The following is a 19,104-nucleotide window of genomic DNA, read 5'->3' as shown; positions in this document are numbered from 1 at the left end:
GGGCGGGGAAGCTGAGAAATGGTGGGCACACAGCCCTTGGTCATCCCGGCAGCCGGTCTCGAGGCGCCCTACCCGTCGATCGTGGCTCGATTCTCGCGAATCGTCGCGGCCCGTACGGACGTGCTTGCGATATGTGATGACGCGACCGCGTTGACCTATGCCGACCTGGACTGGCGCTCGTCCGCGCTGGCCCGGCTGCTGGTCGGCTCCGGTGGCCGCATGGAAGGCGTCAAAGGCGTCAAAGGCGTCAACGGCGTGGATGGCGTGGATGGCGTCGCGAGCCCGGTCGGCATCCTGCTGGAGCAGGGTGTTCCCGCGACGGTCGCGATGCTCGGCGTGCTGAAGGCCGGCCGGCCGTTCGTCCCGCTGGACCCGGTGCTGCCGCCGGCCCGGCTCGGGCAGATCCTCGAGCTCGCCGGCGTCACCACCTGCCTGACCGACACCCGGCACCAGGGTCTTCTCGCCGCGGCCGGACCGGTCCAGGCCGTGCTCCTCGACCCCGCCGGAGCCGTCTGCGAGCAGGGAGCTGCGTCCGGCCCGGTTCCCGCCGCGGGCGACTCGGCGGCGGATTCGGGGGCGGTGTCGGAGGATCCGCTGCCGGGGTGGTTCGCACTGCCCGCGGATCCGGCCTTCGTCGTCTTCAGCTCCGGGTCCACCGGTGTCCCCAAAGGGGTCGTCTGGCGGAACCAGACGGTGCTGCACGAGCTGCGCGCCGGGATCGACGTGGTCGGCATGAACGCCACGGACCAGGTCGCGCTGGTCCTGCCGGTCGCGTTCGCGGCCGGCATCACCGTCATGTTCTGGGGGCTGCTGGTCGGCGCCACCCTGCACGCGCTCGACCCGCGCACCCGGGGGATCGCGGCGCTGCCCGGATGGCTGCTCGACCGCGGAATCTCCACCCTGCATCTCACCCCGTCACTCATCCGGGCCCTGACCGGCGCCGCGGAGCCCGGGTGTGTCCTGGGCAGCCTGCGCGCGGTGACCAGCTCCGGCGAGGCCGTCTACGGCCGCGAGGTGGCCGCGCTGCGCGCGCATCTGCCCGCAACGTGCACGTTCTACAACTGGTCCGGCTCGACGGAGACCGCGTCCCTGGCGTTCTTTCCGGTGCGGTCCGATGACGAGATTCCCACCGGGCCGCTGCCGGCGGGATGGGCCGTCGACGGCAAGGACATCGACATCGTCGACGAGGCCGGTGAATCGCTGCCCGACGGCGCCAGCGGGCAGATGTCGGTCACCTCCCGCTACCTTTCCGGCGGCTACTGGAACGCGGCCGGGATGACCGCCGACCGTTTCCGTCCCGCCCGCGGCGATCTCGATTCCGGCGCGGCCGGGCCGATGGTCACCTACCGGGCCGGTGATCTCGCGCGGCGACGTCCCGACGGGTGCATCGAGCTGCTGGGCCGCGCCGACACCGCGGTGAAGATCCGCGGCTACCTGGTCGAGCCGGCCGAGATCGAAGCCGCGCTGCTGACCTCGCCGGACATCGTGGAGGCCGTGGTCGTGGCCCGGCGCCCGGCGGACCAGCCCCCGCGGCTGGTCGCCTACGTGGTGTGCGCCGGCACGGTCAAGGCAGCCGCGGTCATGGTCCGCGGCCTGCTGCGGGAGAAGCTGCCCGCCTACATGGTGCCCGCCTCGGTGGTGCTGCTCAACGAGCTGCCCCGCAACGAGCGAGGCAAGATCGACCGGACGTCGCTGCCCGAGCCGCCACCGCGGGCGCCGGGCCGCGCGCCGACCGACCGCAGCCATTGGGAGATCGCCGTGCGCGACCTGTTCGCGCAGACCCTCAAGGTTGACGATGTCGGTCTCGACGACGACTTCGTCGAGCTCGGCGGTGACTCGCTGCTGGCCCAACAGCTGCTGAGCGACATCTCGGCCCGGCTGGGAGTGCGCCTGCCGACCTCCACCCTGGCGCAGGCACCCACCGTCGAGGCCCTGGCCGCGCGGGTCGCGGCGGCCCACCGGGCGCTGCCCACCCATCCGACCTGCGTCCCGCTGAGCACCGAGGGGTCCGGGCCGCCGTTGTTCTGCGTCGCGGGTGCCGGAGGCCTCGCCATCAACTTCGTCGCGCTCGCCCGCCGTCTCGGCGCCGGCCGCCGCGTCTACGGCTTTCAGGCCCAGGGCCTGGAGAACCGGGCGTTCCCCGACTGGAGCGTCGAGCGTCATGCCCGCCGCCACCTCGAGGTGCTCCGGCTGGTCCAGCCCGACGGGCCCTACCACCTCGTCGGATTCTCCTTCGGTGGCCTCGTCGCGCTGGAGATGGCCCACCTGCTCACCGACGCCGGGGCCGAGGTCGCCCTGCTGGCGCTGCTCGACAGCCGGCTGCCCCCGGCAGCACGCGGGGCCGGCGCCGATGCGGCCGCCGCAGCCGACGCGAACGCGCCCGCGGCCGGTGCCCGCTCCGGTGCCCGCTCCCCAGGGGGCGCTGCGGTCGGCACCGTGCCCGGCACCCGCAGTCCCGATCGCTCCCCGGCGCCGTGGAAGCGGCTGCTGCCCAGCGTGTCGAAGGTCCGCAAGGCAGCCCGTCTGCCGCTCACCGGTCTCGTCCGCTTCTCCGGCCTCTCCCAGTTCGACGCGTTCTTCGACCATGCCCGGGTCGTCAGCCGTTCCTACCAGGTGCGCCCTTACGCCGGCCGCACCCTGCTCTACCTCGCCGAGGACAACAACGACACGGCACGGGACGGATGGAGCCGCCACCTGACCGGTGACACCACCGTCGTCACGGTCCCCGGCGAGCACCACACGATGCTCAACGAGCCACACGCCGCGGCCCTCGCCGCGGACCTGCACGCCCGCCTCACGCCGATGCCGACCTGACCTGACCTGATCACCACCTCTGCCCGGGCTGGGTGGGGGAGCCCGTGGACCGGGCGGGGGAGGCGGCGATGGGACGGCGTGGGCGGCATAGTGTCTGGCGTCGTGGTGTCTGGCGTCGTGCTTCCTTCGCAACGGTCCGTTCCGCCCACCCGGGTGACCAGGCTGCACGCCCAGGTGGTCGCTCGGCTGACCGGCACCGGGGAAGCCGCGCGGAGCCTGGCGTTCTTCGCCGACCAGGGCCGGGTCGTCACCGCCCTGGTCGGTCTGTCGGTCATCGGCTCGGTGGCGGTCGCGGCGGGCCCGTTCCTGCTGCGCCACCTGATCGACCGGTCCCTGCCCACCGGCCGGATCGAGGACCTGGTCGCCCCGGTGCTGCTGCTGTGCGCGCTGCTGGTGTTCGAGTCGGCGGTACTGGCGACCCGGATGGCGCTGATCGCCAGGCTCGGCGCGGTGATCACGGTGCGGATGCGGCAGGCCGTCAACGCACGCCTGCAGCACCTGCCGTTCGGCTTCTTCCCGCGCAGCCAGCAGGGCGAGGTCATGACGGTGATGTCCACCGATGTGGTCTCCGCGCAGTACGCGATCTCGGCGATCGTGCAGGCGGTCGTCTGCCGGGTGGCGGACATCGCCGTCGGACTGACCGTCGTGTTCGTGCTCGACTGGCGTCTCAGCCTCGCGGTGATGGTGTTCGCCCCGGCCACCTTGCTGATCATGAAGGCGGGCCGGCGGCGTCTCGCGGTGCTGTCCCAGCGCCAGCGTGAGCTCGACGGCCAGCTGATGGCCCAGGTGGCGGACACCTCGTCCGTATCGGGTGCCCTGCACGTCCGGCTGTTCGACCGGGCCGACTACGAGTGCGCCCGGTTCGAGGAGGCTGGCGAGGCACTGCTGGCAGCGGCCCGGGAGCAGGCCCGGCTGACCTCCCGGGTACGGCTCGTGGTCAACCTCGGCATCGTCGTGACGATGATCGTCGTCGTTGCGCTGGGTGCCTGGCTGGTGTCGACCGGACGCACCACGCTCGGCACCGTCGCGGCGCTCGGCGGTGCCCTGCTGGTCTCCTTCGGGCCGCTGGCGTCGGCGGTCGAGCTGAAGTCGGAGCTGTCGTCGGCCGGAGCCTCGTTCCGGCGGATCTTCGCCCTGCTCGACCTCCCCACCGACGGCGAGCCCGCCGGCAGTGGTCACAGCGGCGGCCTTCACACGGGCAGCCCTCCCGCCGGCAGCCGTCCCGTCGGTGGAGCGCCCACCGCCCGGGCGGTGCCGCGGGAGGGAACGGTGGCCCGGGTCGGCGCCCGTGGGCCTGAGCCGGCGGGGCCGCGGACGCGGGCCCAGGCCCTTGACCTCAGCCTGGACGACGTCTGGTTCTCCTACGACCGGGCGACGCCGGACCCCGACGGCGCTGCTCCCGGCCGCGCTGCTCCCGGCCGCGCTGTGCCCGGTCAGGCGTCCGAGGACGAGGCGTGGAACCTTCGGGGTGTCACGTTGCGGGCGGCGGCGGGCACGACCACGGCCGTCGTCGGTGCGAGCGGTGCCGGCAAGACGACCATCACCTATCTCGCGAGCGGCATTCACCGGCCCCAGCGCGGAACCGTCCGGCTCGGCGGGCGGGATCTGGCCGAGATGCCCGCCGCCGAGCTGCACGCGCTGGTCGGCGTCGTCCCGCAGGACCCGCACCTGTTCCATGACACCATCGCCGCCAACCTGCGCTACGGCAGGCTCGACGCCACCGATGACGAGCTGCGCGAGGCTCTGGACGCGGCGCATCTCTCGGCACTGCTCGACCGCCTTCCCGAGGGCCTCGCGACCCGGGTCGGTGCCCGCGGCTACCGGCTTTCCGGAGGGGAGCGGCAACGGCTCGCCATCGCCCGGGTGCTGCTTCAAGCACCGCGGGTGCTGGTGCTCGACGAGGCCACCTCCGCGCTGGACACCGTCTCCGAGGCGGCCGTGCGGGCCGCGCTCGACCGGCTTGCCATCGGCCGGACCTGCCTGGTGATCGCGCACCGCCTCTCCACGGTCCGCGACGCCGACCGCATCTACGTCATGGACCACGGGCAGGTCGTCGAGGAAGGCACCCACGGTGGGCTGCTCGCCGACGGCGGCGCCTACTCGCGGCTATACGGAGCGGTCGGCGCCGGCTGACTCGCCCTGTGCTGGCCTGTCTGGCCTGGCCGACCTGTCCGGGGCTGGCGCGCTGTGGGCTGGCGCGCCGTGGGCCGGCTCGCCGCGGGCAGCGGAAGCCCTCGCCGGCCGGGCCCGGACGTGCAGGCGCTCGCCCTGCGGCCCGAAGATGCTGATCGCCTCCACCGGGCCGGGCCCCGGATTGCTGAAAGCATGCGGGAGGTGGGTGTCGAACTCGGCCACCTCACCGGCCGTCAGCACCACGGTCTGGCTGCCCAGAGTCAGCCGCAGCCGCCCGGCGAGCACATAGACCCACTCGTATCCCTCGTGGCTCTGCGGCTCCTCCGCGCAGAGGGGCCACCCCGCCGGAATGATCATCTTGAACGCCTGCAGCCCGCCGGGTCGCCTGGTCAGCGGGACGAAGGCGAGCCCGGCTCGCTCGACCGGCCGGGGGAGCACCCGGGGGTCCGCGGCGGGACGCAACCCGACCAGTTCGTCCAGCGGGGTCTGGTAGGCCCGGGCAAGCGGAAGCAGCAGTTCCAAGGTGAGCCGGCGCTGGCCGGACTCCAGACGGGACAGCGTGCTGACCGAGATGCCGGTGCTGCGTGACACCTCGGGGAGTGTCCGGCCGCGCTGCCTGCGCAGCGCGCGCAGGCGTGGCCCCACGGCGGCGAGGACCAGGTTCACATCCTGTTCCTGTTCCGGGTCCGGGCTCTCGGGGGGCACACCCCATTCTGCCCGCGGGCGAGGTGCGCGAAGCGGCCGCGATCCCGCGCGGCCGGCCCGGTGTTCCTCGGCCGCCGACGTGGCGCGGATCACGATGCGTGGTGGCGCCCAGGTGCCCCGGCCGCCGCGGCGCGGCCCGGTGGGAGCCGAGGGTGTGTGACAGGTAGCGGATAGTGTTTTCCGGTGGTCCCTGTGACGGCCCTTCGGTGGCTGGGGGAATGGTTCGGCCCCCGGTCGGATGYGGCGCTCCCGGCGGTCCGGTGGGGCCGCCGAACACGGCGCCGCGCTGCGTCGTTCTTCCTTGTGGCGGCTTGTTCCCCCGGCGCTGCAATGGGTGCGTCCAGGCTTGTTTCGAATACGGAGCGGAGAATTTCCAGGGAAGTCCTCCGGACCTTCTACAGGCGAGTAGATGTACCCGTCCCTAACGTCAGGGTATTGACGTGGGATTGGTGGTGGGTGCCGATCGGTAGCCCAGGCATCGGTACTACCATGTGCCTCCCGGAGATACATGGCCTGACGGTCGCCTGGAGTTGTGCATGCGGATTGCTTTTTTGTGCGAACAGTACCCACCAGTCATCTGGGATGGTGCTGGCGTGTACACGCACGACATCGCGCACGCGTTGGCGCGGCGGGGGCACGAGGTTCATGTGCTGTGCACGCAGGGGCGCGCTGTTCGTGATGATGTCTTCGACGGCGTGCACGTTCACCGCCGTCCGTTGCTGCGGGCGCCGGTAACGCGCTACCTAGGGCCCGCCGCAAAACTGATCACCGGTCGGGACCACCCGCGGGATTCGTTGTCGCTGCGGGCCTCACTGGCGGTGTCATACGGGTTCTGGCTGCGCCAGAGCGGTATCAGGCCCGACGTCATCGAGACCCAGGACGGCGAGACGCGCGGCCTGTTCACCGCGCTCGGCCGGCGTACTCCGCTGGTGATCCACCTCCACACGCCCACGATGATGGACGTCCGGATGCGTGATCCGGAGCTGACCCGCAAGGGTGAGATCGCGGACAAGGTCGACCGGTTCTCGGCGCTGCGCGCCGACGCGCGGACCTCGCCGTCGCAGCTTCTCGTCGACACGCTGCGCGACCTCGACTGGCTGCGGCCGGACACCGACGTCGACGTGATCCCGTACCCGTTCGAGAACGCGTCGTTCGCCGAGGTTCCGACGGCGGAGCACACCGGGCCCAACCTCGTGGTCGTGGGCCGCCTGGAATGGCGCAAGGGCCTCGACGTGCTGCTCGACGCGACGTCCCGCCTGCAGAAGCGGGGAATCGACGCCAAGGTCATCTTCGTCGGGAAGTCGTCCGGCCGGGTCGACGGTGTCGAGACCGGGACCTGGCTGGAGCGCAGGGCGGCCGAGCTGGGCGTTCCGGTCCGCTTCGACGGCCACGTGGCGCGCACCGATCTCCCCGGCCTCTACGGGGAGGCGCGTGTGGTCGTGGTGCCGAGCCGGTTCGAGAGCTTCTCCATCGCGGGGCTGGAGGGAATGGCCTCCGCGCGCCCGGTGGTCGCCACCGCGACGACCGGCGTCTCGGCCTGGGTTGCGCGCTGGAACGGCGGCGCCGTCGTGCCGCCGGAGAATCCGGACGCGATGGCCGATGCGTTGGAGCCGTTCCTGACAGACGCAGCTCACGCGGCCACGGTCGGTCTGCGCGGCCGGGCGGGCACCGCCGAACTCAACCCCGACGTCATCGCGGCACGCCGCGAGGAGGTATACCTCAAGGCGATCGCACGTCACCAGGTTCACGGTCCAGCCCGGGGCCGCGGCTAGATCGTCTCGTGGTTCGGGCCCACCGGACGCCCCGCTGCTGTGGCTGACTGGTGACTGGCAGTAGGCGCCAGGCAGTCCGTCGGAATTTGTTTGAGTAGACAGTACTGGGGGTTTTCGGCTATGCGTGTCGTCGTCGCGGGAGGCGCGGGCTTTCTCGGAAGTCATCTGTGTGATCGGCTGCTTGACGACGGTGAGGAAGTCGTCTGCGTCGACAACTACCTGACCGGCAGGAAGAACAACATCGAGCACCTGCTCGGCCGGCCCGGCTTCGAGCTGCTTGAGCAGGATGTCTCTGAGCAGATGACCGTGCCGGGTACGGTCGACGCAATCCTGGAGTTCGCGTCGCCGGCGTCGCCGCTCGACTACGCGAGATATCCCATCGAGACGCTGAAGGCGGGTTCGCACGGCACCCTCCACGCCCTGGACCTCGCTCGCAGCAAGGGCGCGCGTTTCCTGCTCGCCTCCACCTCGGAGGTCTACGGCGACCCGTTGGTGCACCCGCAGGAGGAGTCCTACTGGGGGCACGTCAACCCGATCGGGCCGCGCAGCATGTACGACGAGGCGAAGCGTTTCGCCGAGGCCCTGACCACCGCGTACCGCAACCGGYACGGGATCGACACGGCGATCATCCGTATTTTCAACACCTACGGCCCGCGGATGCGGACCGATGACGGCCGGGCCATTCCCGCGTTCGTCTCGCAGGCCCTGCGCGGCGAGCCCGTCACGGTGGCCGGGGACGGTCTGCAGACTCGTTCGGTCTGTTACGTCGACGACCTCGTCGAAGGCATCGTGCGGATGCTGCGCAGCGGCCTGTCCGGCCCCGTGAACCTCGGTAACCCGCACGAGATGTCCATCATCGACACCGCTCGGCTCGTGGTCGAGCTCATCGGCGCCGACGTGCCCATCGAGTTCATTCCCCGGCCGGGAGACGACCCCATGGTGCGTCGGCCGGACATCACCCTCGCGCGACGCCAGCTCGACTGGGAGCCGGTGATCGACGTGCGTGACGGGCTGCTGCGGACCATCGAATGGTTCGCGAGTGAGCTCGGCGCCGGCCCCGTTCCGGGGGCCGCTGCCGGTGCCGCTGTGGCGCCTGTGGCCTGAGCCGAGGCCTTTCGAACGGCGGGCTCGCCGGGGTCGCCAGGCTCGCCGGGGTCGGGTTCGCCGGGGCCGGGCCGGCTGGTGGTGGTTGCCAACCAGTGACGGTTGCCGACCAGTAACCGTGGCCACCCGGTCCGAGTGCTGGGGCCGCCTGGCCCAGGGGCGGCTGAACGGGTAGGCAGTCGACCGGTGTCGTCAGCGCCGGCCGGCTGCCTGGCCGGACCCGTCACCCGGCCACCCACCGGGTATCCCGCACCGCCACGCAGCACCAGGAATCGCCACAAGTGGCGCAAAAGGGATGCGGGGCCGCTTGGTAATCCGCAAGAGTGAAGGATCTTGGTTGTCGGAACGACCAAAATCCTTCACTCTTGCGGACTCGCCCACCCGGGCCGCCGCGCTCAGGCCCAGCCGCGTTCGTGGAGCGCGAGCCGCGGGAGCCTCACCCGCATGAACGATTAAATGATCTTGCTCGGTGCCGTTCCGCAGGAGTGAGACCGGCCGCTTCGGCCACGCGCGGCGATGGAGAGAATCGTGGTCGGCCGGTCGGGCGAACGTCGGACCCGGCCGCCGGCCCCAGCGTGGAAGCAGTCTGCCCCGGACCATGCGGACCCGCGGGTCACCATGCCGCCGTGCGACAAGCTCCGCGCCGCGGGCCCCCACCGCCGCGCCGCGGGCCCTCGCCCACAGGGCCGCAACCGCCCGCGCGTAATCTCCAGGGCCCGCGCGACATCCCCCGTCACGCGGACCGGCCGGCCGGCCATCCAGGCCAATCCGACGACCTCCGGGCAAAAAGCGATCATGTGAACGCCCTGGGTACTCCAGGTGGTGGGTTTTCCGTGGTTCTCTTTGCCAGATGTTTTCTACGTCTTCAGCTGCTGGACCCGCCCGGTCGATTGTTGTTTCCGAAAGCCACTCGTTCGAGGCCCTCGAGGTCCAGGACGATGACCCGTCGGTAGCCGACGTCCACGACCTGCATGTTCCGTAGCTCGGCGAGAGCGCGGTTGACCGATCGCTCGTCGGCGGCGACCAGTGCCGCGAGCTCGGGCTGGCTCAGACCGACGGCGAGCTGCACCCCGCGGGCGGCTGGCCGGCCCCAAAGCGTGGCCAGCTCGATGAGGACCCGGGCGAGTCGGCCACGAACGGAGCCGTCGACATGCTCCACCCTGCGCCGGATCGAGTTGCGCAGCTTGTTCGCGACCAGCTCGGCGACCGCGAAAGCGGCGGGCGGATTCTGTTCGAGGAACGATCGAAAGGCCGCGGCGCTCATCGCCCGGCCCACCACGGGGCCGGCTGCCGTGGCGGTTCCGGTGTGAGTGTCCTGCTCCATCGCGCTGATCTCGCCCAGGATGTCACCCCGTGACCTGATGACCAGGAAGGCGAGCCTGTTCTCCTCGCCGTTGGCGGTGATCTTCACGAAGCCGTCCAGAAGCAGGATGACCTCGCCGTATGGCTCGGCCTCCCGCATCAGCATCTCACCGTGTGGGTAGTGGCGTATCCCCCCGAGGGCGAGAAGCTGCTGGCGCAGCGCCGGGTTCAGCCGGGCGGGCAGGGTGCCCGGCGGAAAGGGTCGAGAATCCTCAGGCAAAGGAATGCCCTCCTTTCACCCCGGGCCTCCGTGCCCGGAACGTCGGAGGTTCCTATTGTCGTTCGCCGGGGCCCCGGGCGTCCTGTGTTAGTACCGAGCGGGACAGTGCGTTGTCCTTTCCCTGCCGTCCGGATCCTGCCGCGAGGCCACTTCCGGCGCAGCCCGGCCCGCCCGGACCGCCCGGCGGGCATGGCGGCCAGAGCGCGTGAGGCGCTGTCCGAAGGTGTGAGAGTGCCGCCACCGATCCGCCCGTATCGTTGACCTATACCCCCTGGGGGTATGTACCGTACGGACGAGTAGTTCGATAGCCCGCGCGAAGGGACGCACGATGAACGCTATGACCCGGATCGGCGGGTTCGGCCTCGCGTTGGCTGTGCTCTTCGGTGTCTCCTATGTGGTCGGGACGACGATCGGACCGTCGCAGGACTCGGCGGGGCCAGCCGGCGGCGCCGGGCAGGGGATCTCCGCCGGAGCGGGGGGCGGCGCGGCAGGTACAGGCGGCACCGGCGACGGTGCGGCCGCCGTGGGTGGCCTGGCCATCTCCGCCGGCGGCTACACGCTCGATCCCGCTGAGCTCACCTGGCCCGCCGGGCGCTCGAGCGCCTACACCTTCCGCATCCTCGGTGCCGACGGCCGACCCGTGACGGCCTTCACCCGCGCCCACGACGCCGACCTCCACCTGATCGTCGTCCGGCGGGATCTCACCGGCTACCAGCACCTGCACCCGACCCGTGACGCCGCCGGAACGTGGAGCGTCCCGCTCCGGCTGGCCGCGGCGGGCGTCTACCGGGTGTTCGTGGACTTCGTCCCGGCGTCGACGGGAACCGGGAGTCACGCCGAAGCGACGAACGGGATCACACTGGGTACCGACCTCACTGTGGCCGGCGACCTTCGTCCCGCCGTACTTCCCGAGCCGACACGTAATGTGACGCTGACGGGCGGTTACAGCGTGACGATGCAGGGGCGGGCGGAGCCGGGTGAATCGAGCACCCTCACCTTCACGGTCGCGCACAACGGGCGGCCGGTCACCGATCTCGAGCAGTACCTCGGCGCGCTCGGTCATCTGGTGGTGATCCGCCAGGGCGATCTCGCCTACCTRCACGTCCATCCGGGCGACGGGGGCGGCGACAACGACGGCGACGGCCATGTCCACACCGACGGTGCGTCGGTCGCGGCGGACGAAAGCCCGGAGCTGTCCTTCGCGACGCGGTTTCCGTCGGCCGGCTCCTACCGGCTCTACCTCGACTTCAAGCATGGCGGGCAGGTACGTACCGCCGAGATCACGATGGACGTCGCGGCGGGCCGGACCACCAGCCCGACCCGGACCACCAGCCCGACCCGGCCCGCGGGAACCGCCACCCCAGCGCACGTGCACTGACCCTGACCCTGCCCCCCACTCCATGTCCCTTTGGGAGATCCGATGAGCCCGCTGGCCACCGAACGACGTGAGGTCGACCTGGTCATCGGCGGGATGACCTGTGCGTCCTGCGCGGCCCGTGTCGAGCGGAGGCTGAACAAGATCGAGGGCGTCACGGCGACGGTCAACTACGCGACGGAGATCGCGAAGGTCAGCTTCCCGGCCGCGTTGCCCGCCGAGCGCCTGGTCGCCCAGGTCGAGGCGGCCGGGTACGCGGCCGCGTTGCCGCCGGTGCCCGTCCAGCCCCCACCCCCACACCCGGTGCCACCGCAGGCTGACGCCGGATCCACGCCCGGATCGGTCCCGCCTGAGCTCGTAGCCGCCGAACCGGGTCCGGCCGAAGGCGCGGCGGACGCCGGCGCCGTGCCGGACGCGGGTGGCACGGCGGCGGCGGGCGGCGCGGCGGACACCGGTGGTGCTCCTGCTGTCGGTGGGAACGGTGCCCCGCCGGCTCCGAGCGCCGTCCAGCTGCGGGACAGTGCCGCCGAGGCCCGGGTGCGTGCGCTGCGCGAGCGGCTGATCGTCGTCGGCGCGCTGACCGTGCCGGTGGTGGCGCTCGCCATGATCCCGGCCCTGCAGTTCGACTACTGGCAGTGGCTGTCGCTGACGCTGGCCGCACCCGTCGTGCTGTGGGGCGCCTGGCCCTTCCACCGGGCCGCCTGGACCAACCTGCGCCACGGCACGACGACGATGGACACGCTCGTGTCGATGGGCACACTGGCCGCGTTCGGATGGTCGTTGTACGCGTTGTTCGTCGGAGACGCGGGCGAGCCCGGAATGACCCACGGATTCAGTGTCACCGTGACCCACGGGGGCGGTGGGGGCAACATCTACCTGGAGGTGGCGTCCGGCGTCACCGCCTTCATCCTCACCGGCCGGTACCTGGAGGCCAGGGCGAAGCGGGCAGCCGGTTCGGCCCTGCGCGCCCTGCTGACGCTCGGGGCCCGTGACGTCGCCGTTCTCCGCGACGGCCGGGAGTCACGGGTGGGTATCGACCAGCTCCGGGCGGGTGATCTGTTCGTTGTCCGTCCCGGCGAGAAGATCGCGACCGACGGGAATGTGGTCGAAGGCACGTCCGCGGTGGACGCCTCGATGCTCACCGGGGAGTCGGTACCGGTGGAGGTCGGCCCCGGGGACGCCGTGACCGGCGCCACGGTGAACGCCGGCGGCCGGATCGTCGTACGGGCCACCAGGGTCGGAGCCGACACCCAGCTCGCGCGGATCGGTCGGCTCGTGGAGCAGGCGCAGAACGGCAAGGCACCGGTCCAGCGCCTCGCCGACCGGGTCGCGGGTGTGTTCGTCCCCGTCGTGGTCGCCCTGGCCGTCGCGACCTTCGGCTACTGGGCCGGCCGGGACAGCGGGCTCACCTACGCCTTCACCGCCGCCGTGGCGGTGCTCGTCATCGCCTGCCCCTGCGCGCTGGGGCTCGCGACGCCGACCGCCCTCATGGTCGGAACGGGACGCGGCGCGCAGCTCGGCATCCTCATCCGCGGGCCGGAGGTGCTGGAGTCGACTCTGCGGGCCGACACGATCGTCCTGGACAAGACGGGCACGGTCACCACCGGCGAGATGACCCTGCAGGACGTCGTGACCGTCCCGGGGGAGGACCGCGACGAGGTGCTCCGGCTCGCCGGTGCGCTGGAACGGGCCTCCGAGCATCCGGTGGCACGTGCGATCGCCAGGGCCGCGGCGGGTGCGGCCGCCCGGCGTGACGAGGAGCTGCCCGCCGTCGACCAGTTCGCCAACCGGGCGGGCCTCGGGGTCCGGGGCATGGTGGACGGGCATGCCGTGCTGGTCGGCCGGCCCAGGCTGCTCAACGGGTGCTCACAGCCGTTGCCGGCCGAGCTGCTCCAGGTCGCCCGGGACGCCGAGGCCGAGGGGCGTACCGCTGTCGCGGTGTCCTGGGACGGGCGGGCCCGCGGCGTGCTCACGGTCGCCGACGCGGTTCGACCGACGTCCGCCGCTGCCGTCCGTGAGCTGCGTGGCCTGGGGCTGCGTCCGATCCTGCTGACAGGCGACAACGCCACGGTGGCCGCGACCGTCGCGGCCCAGGTCGGGATCGCGCCCGATGACGTGATCGCCGAGGTCCTGCCCGAGGACAAGATCGAGGTCGTGCGGCGCCTGCAGGAGAGCAGGCGGGTCGTCGCCATGGTGGGGGATGGCGTCAACGACGCCGCCGCGCTCGCGCAGGCCGATCTGGGGCTCGCGATGGGCACCGGCACCGATGTCGCCATCGAGGCGAGCGACCTGACGCTGGTCAGCGGGGACCTGCTGGCCGCCGCCGACGCGATCCGGCTCGCGCGGCGGACGCTCGCCACCATCCAGGGCAACCTGTTCTGGGCCTTCGCCTACAACGTCGCAGCACTTCCGCTGGCGGCGGCGGGCCTGCTGAACCCGATGCTGGCTGGCGCGGCGATGGCGGCGAGCTCGCTGTTCGTCGTCGGCAACAGCCTGCGCCTGCGGCGGTTCACCGTCGACCGGGAGATCTGACCGGGAGATCTGACCGGGCGCTCAGGAGCGGACGAGCTCCTGGGCGGCCTGGCCGGTGCGGTCGCCCTGGCCGGTCTGGCCGATGCCGCCCGGGTGGCCGGCTGCCTCCGGGATGTCCGCCTCCGGGATGTCCGAAGCTTCATCGAAGGCGTGGTGCCCTTCGGTCTCCCCGGCTGGCGCCGCCGGTGCCGCCGGCGCCGCTCGCGGAGAATCCGAGGAATCCGGAGAACCCGGCAGGCCGCGCAGGCCGCGCAGGCGCGGATGCCACCAGGCGCCGCGCTCGAGCAGGGCAAGCGCAGCCGGAACGGTCACCAGGCGCACCACCAGCGCGTTCACCAGGAGCCCGAAGGCCAGGACGAGACCGGTCGTCCGGATGATCGGATCGGTCGACCGGGCGAGCCCGGCGAAGACGACGACGGCGACCGCGGCGACGGCCAGGGCGGCCCGGCCTTCCTCCCGGTACCGGGCGGCGACGGCGTCGTGGGGACGTCTCGACCGTGGATGCCGTGATTGTGGGTGTCCCGACCGTGGGTGCTCGGCCCGGAGGCGGTACAGCCCGAGCAGCAGGTGGCCGGTCGCGAGGCCGCTCAGCGGCCCGGCCACGAGGAGCGGCAGGACCGCGGTGACGGATCCGGCCGGCCTGAGCCCGAGTGCCTCGGCGAGCGGGCCCCACCGGAGCACCGCGGTCGCGGCACCGTGGGCCGCGGCCGCGGTCGCCAGCGAACCCGCCGCCACCAGCAGCGCCACCGCGACACCGCGCAGCGCCAGCATCAGCAGGGCGACCGTCAGCCCACCGAGCAGGGCGAGGCACAGCGGCACCGCGGCGGTGAGCCGCTGGGAGACGTCGAGGCCGATCGCGGTCGGGCCGGTGACGGTGATCGTCGCCCCGGTCGTGACGGCGAGGGCCGCCGCGTGTTCGCGGACGGCGCGCAGCAGGTCCGCGGTGGCCGGGTCGTCCGGGCCGGTCAACGGGATCACGGTCATCGTCGCGAGGTCGGTTCCGGGCAGCTTCTGTGGCTCGTCGACCAGGGCGACCGCCGTCAGCGCGGCGATCGTCGGGCGGATCCGGCCGGCCGCCGCGACGGGGTCGGCCCCGCCCGTCGCCTCGATCACCATGAGCAGCGGGCCGTTGAACCCGGGCCCGAAGGCCGTGCTGATCCGGTCGTGGGCGCGACGCTGCGTGCTCGTCGGCCCGGCGGAACCGTCATCGGCCGGGCCCGGCCGCAGCCCGGGCACCGCGAGCGCGAGGACGGCGAGCACGACCAGGCTTCCCAGCAGCGCTGGCAGCGGCCGGCGGACCATCACCCGAGCGCTGCCCCCGCCGTGTTCCCCGCTCACGCCGTGATCGCGGTGGGTGTCGTGGGCCACCTGGGCGTTCCCGGCGTGGCCGACTCTCCCGGCGCGGCCGGCCCTGCCGGCTCCGTGCAGGGCCGTCGGGAGGGTGAGCGCGACGCAGACGGAGAGGGCCACCGCGCCGGCCGTCGACAGTGCCAGGGCGGTCAGGACCGGTACCCGGGGCAGGACGAGTGTGCTCGAGGTGAGCATCGCGAACAGGCCCACGAGGATCACGTCCGACCCGGCGGTCCGCAGGGTCCGTCCCGCCGCCTCGGCGCCCGAGTGCCCGGCGGCGAGTTCCTGTCTCAGCCTGGCCAGGACGTACGACGAGCAGCCGACCGAGGTGGCCAGACCGACTGCCAACGCCGGCATGGCGGCCGTCGGGCCGAGGCCGGCCAGGCCGACTGCCAGCCCGATCCCGCCCAGGCTGACGACGAGGCCGAGCAGGCCCGCGGCCAGCGGGAGCCCGGTGGCCAGCGCCGCGCCGGTCCGGGTGAACGCGAGGAGAACGCCGGTGAGGAGCAGGAGCACGACCGCCGCTCCGATCAGCCCGGAGGGCCGGGTGTCCAGCAGCGGATGGTGCCCTGCCACCGCGGTGCCCGCGACATCGACCGTGATGCCGGCCGCCCGTGCGGGCTCGGCCGCGGTCAGCAGCGCGTCGCGTGCCTGCGCCGTCAGTTCGGGGCTGGTGACGCGGTAGATGACGAGGGCGTAGGCGGTCCGGCCATCACCGGAGAGGCCGGCCTGCGCGGCCTCGGCGCTGGTGGCGGCGAACGGGTCGCCGACGTGTGCCACCAGCGGAGCCCGGCCCAGCGCGGCGACGACCCTGCTGATCACCGCTCGATAGGGGGAGTCGGTCAGCGCCGCGGCTGCGCCTGCCTTCGCTGCTGCGTCTGCCCCGGCGGCCGCGTCTGCCTCGGCTCGCTCGTCCAGGCTGAAGACGATCCGGGCGGTCGCGGCGTCGGCCCGGGTCGGGGCCCGGCGTTGCAGCAGCAGGTCCGCCCCGCGCCGGGAGTCTGTTCCGGGCAGCGCCGCCGCCCCGGTCAGCGCGGCCTGTGTCGCCTGCTCCGTTCGCAGTGGAAATGACTGGTCGAGCGAGCCGCCGGACACCGCGGTGCCAGCGCCGGCCAGCGCGAGCAGAGCGAGCCACAGCCCCAGAACGGTCCGTCCATGCCGGTGGCAGGACCGGCCGAGGCGGTAGAGAACGGTGCCCACAATTCATCTCCTCGCGGCGGATCGCCCGCGTTCGTCGCGGATTTCACGCGGTCGGCCGGCCGGACCCTCGGATAGGCACCCGCTGATGACCCTCTGGCGGTGCCTGATGGTGGCTTCGGGTGTCCCCGTAATCGGTTCAGGCGCTCGCCAGAACGGGCCGGAACCGACCTGAAGCGCGTTGAACCAGCCGACCGGTCGGTCAGGTCGATCGGGCTGGCCGGTGGGCGCCGCRCATTGTCGATCGATCGGCCCGGATCACGGCCGGCCGTCCCACGCGGTGCCTGGTCCGGCAATGGGCTCTATCTGCGGGTGTGGCCCCGGAAAGGCAGGTGGTACGCCACAATGGGCCCCGCCGATCTCGCCTGGACAGGTCCGTGAACTGCGGGATCGGTCGCGGTGCCGGCGGGAGTGGGCCGGGCCGGGCACATTTCCTGATCGGTGGGGAGAGGAAGATCATGGCGGTCGAGCTGGTCGATCACAGGGACGGAGTGAGCGCCGGTCGGGAGAAGCTGCGCGCCACGGCGTTGGATCTGTTTGCCGACAGAGGCGTCAGCGGAACCTCGCTCCAGATGATCGCGGACGCGATGGGCGTTACCAAAGCCGCCGTCTACCACCATTTCAGAAGCAAGGACGAGATCGTGCTCGCGGTGGTCCGGCCGGCGCTCGATCAGCTGGCGGAGGTGGCCGCCGTCGCGGAGAGCAAGCGGTCACGATCCGCACAGGTCGAGGCGGTGATCGGTGGCCTCGCCGATCTGGTCATCGAAAATCGGCCGTTGTACGGCCTGATGCAGGGTGATCCGACCTGCGCGGCAATTCTGCGTGACCGCTCCGATTATCCCGCACTGGCGGAGCGCCTCATGACATTACTGACCGGCCCGCGTCCGGACGTCGGCGCGTTGATGGCGGCGGGGATGCTGCTGGCCGGCTTACGCGGCGCGGGGCTCGACCCACGAGTCACCGCGCTGGACGACGAACAGTTCCATCGCCATCTGGTGGACTGCTCCCACCGCCTCCTCCGGCCTCGGCGCCGGCCCACGGGCGCCGCACCCTCGCCCGCACAGCCCGCACAGCCCGCACAGCCCGTCTAGGCCGACTGGGCCGACTAGCCCGTTCGACCGTTCCCGCCGACTCGGCGCGTGCTGTCCCGTTGGACGAGTGAGACGGGCAGCATGAGTTCGCGGGCGTGGGCGTCCTCGCCGACCATCTCGATCAGCAACCGCGCGGCCTCGGCTCCCAGCTGGTGCGGGTGGCGGCTCACCGAGGTGATGGACGGCTCGGTGAGCTCGGCCCAGGCGATCCCGTCGATGCCGATCACCAGCACGTCCTCGGGTACCCCGCGGCCCGCGTGGCGCATCGCCCGCGCGGCGCCGACGGCCTGGAGGTCGTTGGCGCAGAAGATCGCGTCGACCCGCGGATCCGAGGCGAGGATCTGGTCGGCGGCCCAGCGTCCTCCATCGATCGTGTAGTCGCTCGCGAGGGACCTCCAGGGGGGCAGGGAACGCCCCGCGACCTCCAGCTCGGCCCGGAAGCCGGACCGGCGTGCGCGGGCGGTCTCGAGGTGCTCCGGGCCGCGGATCATCGCGATGCGGCGCGCTCCGCGGTCGAGGATGTGCCTGGCCGCTGTCCGGCCGGCCTCCTCGTCGTCGGAGAAGACCCCGCCAGCGCCCCGCACGGCCAGGCGCTCGTCGCACACCACCACCGCGACACCGCTGTCCACCAGGTGCTGGACCTGATCGGCCTGGCCGGATGTCGAACAGACCAGGACACCGTCGGCGGCACCCGCCAGGCGGTCGAGGTAGTCGGCCTCCCGCGCGGAGTCGAGATCGGTGCTGGCGAGGAACACGGCCCAGCCGAACGACTGGGCGACCGTCTCGACCCCGTGCGCGACCTGTGCGAAGAAGGGGTTCCGGGCGTCGGGGACGATGAGCCCGATCGCCTGTCGGGTCTGGGTCCGGGCCGCGCCGGTGGCTGCTGCGCCCGGCCGATAGCCGAGCCGATGTGCGGCCGCCCGGATCCGTGCGCTGGATTCGCCGCTCACCGACCGGCGGCCCGCCAGGGCGTTGCTGACCGTGCTGACGCTGACGCCGGCCAGCGCCGCGACCTCCCGGATCGTGGCGGGCCGCTTCACCGTCGCCTCCCGGGACGTAACGCGCTCGATGTAGCGGTCGGTAGACATCGACTCCATTAAAGGTCGATGTCGCCCACGCGGAGGGTCGCGTCGGTCACGCTGCTCATCGGCAAGGTCAACAGTGCGTGACGCTCCGGCCGGCCCAAGGCTCTTTTGACTTGCTCTTAAGGCTCGCTTAGGGCGGCGGTGATGTCCTCGGGGAGTCGGTCCGAGCGGCATACCCGGCCCACCCGGCGGAGGTATCCCCCCACCCTCCGGCGGGTTCCCGGCCCGGGTCGTGGTCCGTCCCAACCACGACCCGGGCCACGACCGGGCCGCAAACAAGGCTACGAATCAGGCCACCACCGGTGGCGGTGACCAGGCGGCTTCAGAGCCCGTACACGGTCGCGGAACGCACCGATGCGCTGCG

The 19,104-nt window shown here is 72.2% G+C and carries 11 protein-coding genes; 7 read left to right on the top strand and 4 right to left on the bottom strand.

Annotation, left to right across the window (positions count from 1 at the left end):
• The first annotated feature begins 18 nt into the window (after positions 1-18).
• Both CcI49_RS32995 and CcI49_RS32990 read left to right on the top strand, forming a co-directional pair.
• Positions 19-2,814 carry an alpha/beta fold hydrolase gene (locus CcI49_RS32995; protein WP_076833202.1) on the top strand — a complete coding sequence of 932 codons (2,796 nt, stop codon included), beginning with the start codon at positions 19-21 and terminating at the stop codon, positions 2,812-2,814.
• A gap of 117 nt (positions 2,815-2,931) precedes the next feature.
• On the top strand, positions 2,932-4,947 hold the full coding sequence (locus tag CcI49_RS32990; protein WP_235497779.1) for an ABC transporter ATP-binding protein: 2,016 nt from the start codon (positions 2,932-2,934) through the stop codon (positions 4,945-4,947).
• On the opposite strand, the gene CcI49_RS32985 is transcribed toward CcI49_RS32990, so the two are convergent.
• Positions 4,921-5,652, bottom strand: a complete 732-nt coding sequence (locus CcI49_RS32985) for an XRE family transcriptional regulator (protein ID WP_235497777.1) — start codon at positions 5,650-5,652, stop codon at positions 4,921-4,923. The two genes, CcI49_RS32990 and CcI49_RS32985, sit on opposite strands and share 27 nt — an antisense overlap.
• A gap of 536 nt (positions 5,653-6,188) precedes the next feature.
• Between CcI49_RS32985 and CcI49_RS32980 the strand changes: the two genes are divergently transcribed.
• Entirely contained in the window at positions 6,189-7,424 is a 1,236-nt protein-coding gene (locus CcI49_RS32980; protein WP_054565537.1) for a glycosyltransferase family 4 protein, read from the top strand.
• Between the two features lie 120 nt (positions 7,425-7,544).
• Entirely contained in the window at positions 7,545-8,528 is a 984-nt protein-coding gene (locus CcI49_RS32975) for a UDP-glucuronic acid decarboxylase family protein (protein WP_076833199.1), read from the top strand.
• 865 nt (positions 8,529-9,393) lie between these two features.
• Here CcI49_RS32975 and CcI49_RS32970 read toward each other — a convergent pair.
• Positions 9,394-10,110, bottom strand: coding sequence for a Crp/Fnr family transcriptional regulator (locus CcI49_RS32970; RefSeq protein ID WP_063793026.1), 717 nt, complete (start codon positions 10,108-10,110; stop codon positions 9,394-9,396).
• A gap of 328 nt (positions 10,111-10,438) precedes the next feature.
• On the opposite strand from CcI49_RS32970, the gene CcI49_RS32965 reads away from it, so the two are divergent.
• Positions 10,439-11,488: a hypothetical protein gene (locus CcI49_RS32965; RefSeq protein ID WP_076833196.1), complete on the top strand. Its 1,050-nt coding sequence runs from the start codon at positions 10,439-10,441 to the stop codon at positions 11,486-11,488.
• A 42-nt stretch (positions 11,489-11,530) separates the two neighbouring features.
• Positions 11,531-14,017, top strand: a complete 2,487-nt coding sequence (locus CcI49_RS32960) for a heavy metal translocating P-type ATPase (protein WP_076833193.1) — start codon at positions 11,531-11,533, stop codon at positions 14,015-14,017.
• Between the two features lie 21 nt (positions 14,018-14,038).
• Here the strand turns inward: CcI49_RS32960 and CcI49_RS32955 are convergent, their stop codons facing one another.
• On the bottom strand, positions 14,039-16,567 hold the full coding sequence (locus tag CcI49_RS32955) for an MMPL family transporter (RefSeq protein ID WP_076833189.1): 2,529 nt from the start codon (positions 16,565-16,567) through the stop codon (positions 14,039-14,041).
• 455 nt (positions 16,568-17,022) lie between these two features.
• Here CcI49_RS32955 and CcI49_RS32950 point away from each other — a divergent pair, with 455 nt between their 5' ends.
• A complete protein-coding gene (locus tag CcI49_RS32950) occupies positions 17,023-17,655 on the top strand; it encodes a TetR/AcrR family transcriptional regulator (RefSeq protein ID WP_076833184.1) in 633 nt (210 codons plus the stop codon).
• 14 nt (positions 17,656-17,669) lie between these two features.
• On the opposite strand, the gene CcI49_RS32945 is transcribed toward CcI49_RS32950, so the two are convergent.
• Positions 17,670-18,743 carry a LacI family DNA-binding transcriptional regulator gene (locus CcI49_RS32945; RefSeq protein ID WP_235497775.1) on the bottom strand — a complete coding sequence of 358 codons (1,074 nt, stop codon included), beginning with the start codon at positions 18,741-18,743 and terminating at the stop codon, positions 17,670-17,672.
• Positions 18,744-19,104 lie beyond the last annotated feature (361 nt).

It is taken from the genome of Frankia sp. CcI49 (assembly GCF_001983215.1).
GTDB classification, from domain to species: domain Bacteria; phylum Actinomycetota; class Actinomycetes; order Frankiales; family Frankiaceae; genus Parafrankia; species Parafrankia irregularis.
Note: the sequence above shows the minus strand (reverse complement) of the source record. Positions and strands in the feature narration are given on the sequence as shown.

Bases quoted from the DNA above. Each gene is read 5' to 3' on its own strand.
- CcI49_RS32995 (WP_076833202.1), top strand. From the start codon at position 19: ATGGTGGGCACACAGCCCTTGGTCATCCCGGCAGCCGGTCTCGAGGCG.
- CcI49_RS32960 (WP_076833193.1), top strand. From the start codon at position 11,531: ATGAGCCCGCTGGCCACCGAACGACGTGAGGTCGACCTGGTCATCGGC.
- CcI49_RS32980 (WP_054565537.1), top strand. From the start codon at position 6,189: ATGCGGATTGCTTTTTTGTGCGAACAGTACCCACCAGTCATCTGGGAT.
- CcI49_RS32945 (WP_235497775.1), bottom strand. From the start codon at position 18,743: ATGTCTACCGACCGCTACATCGAGCGCGTTACGTCCCGGGAGGCGACG.
- CcI49_RS32950 (WP_076833184.1), top strand. From the start codon at position 17,023: ATGGCGGTCGAGCTGGTCGATCACAGGGACGGAGTGAGCGCCGGTCGG.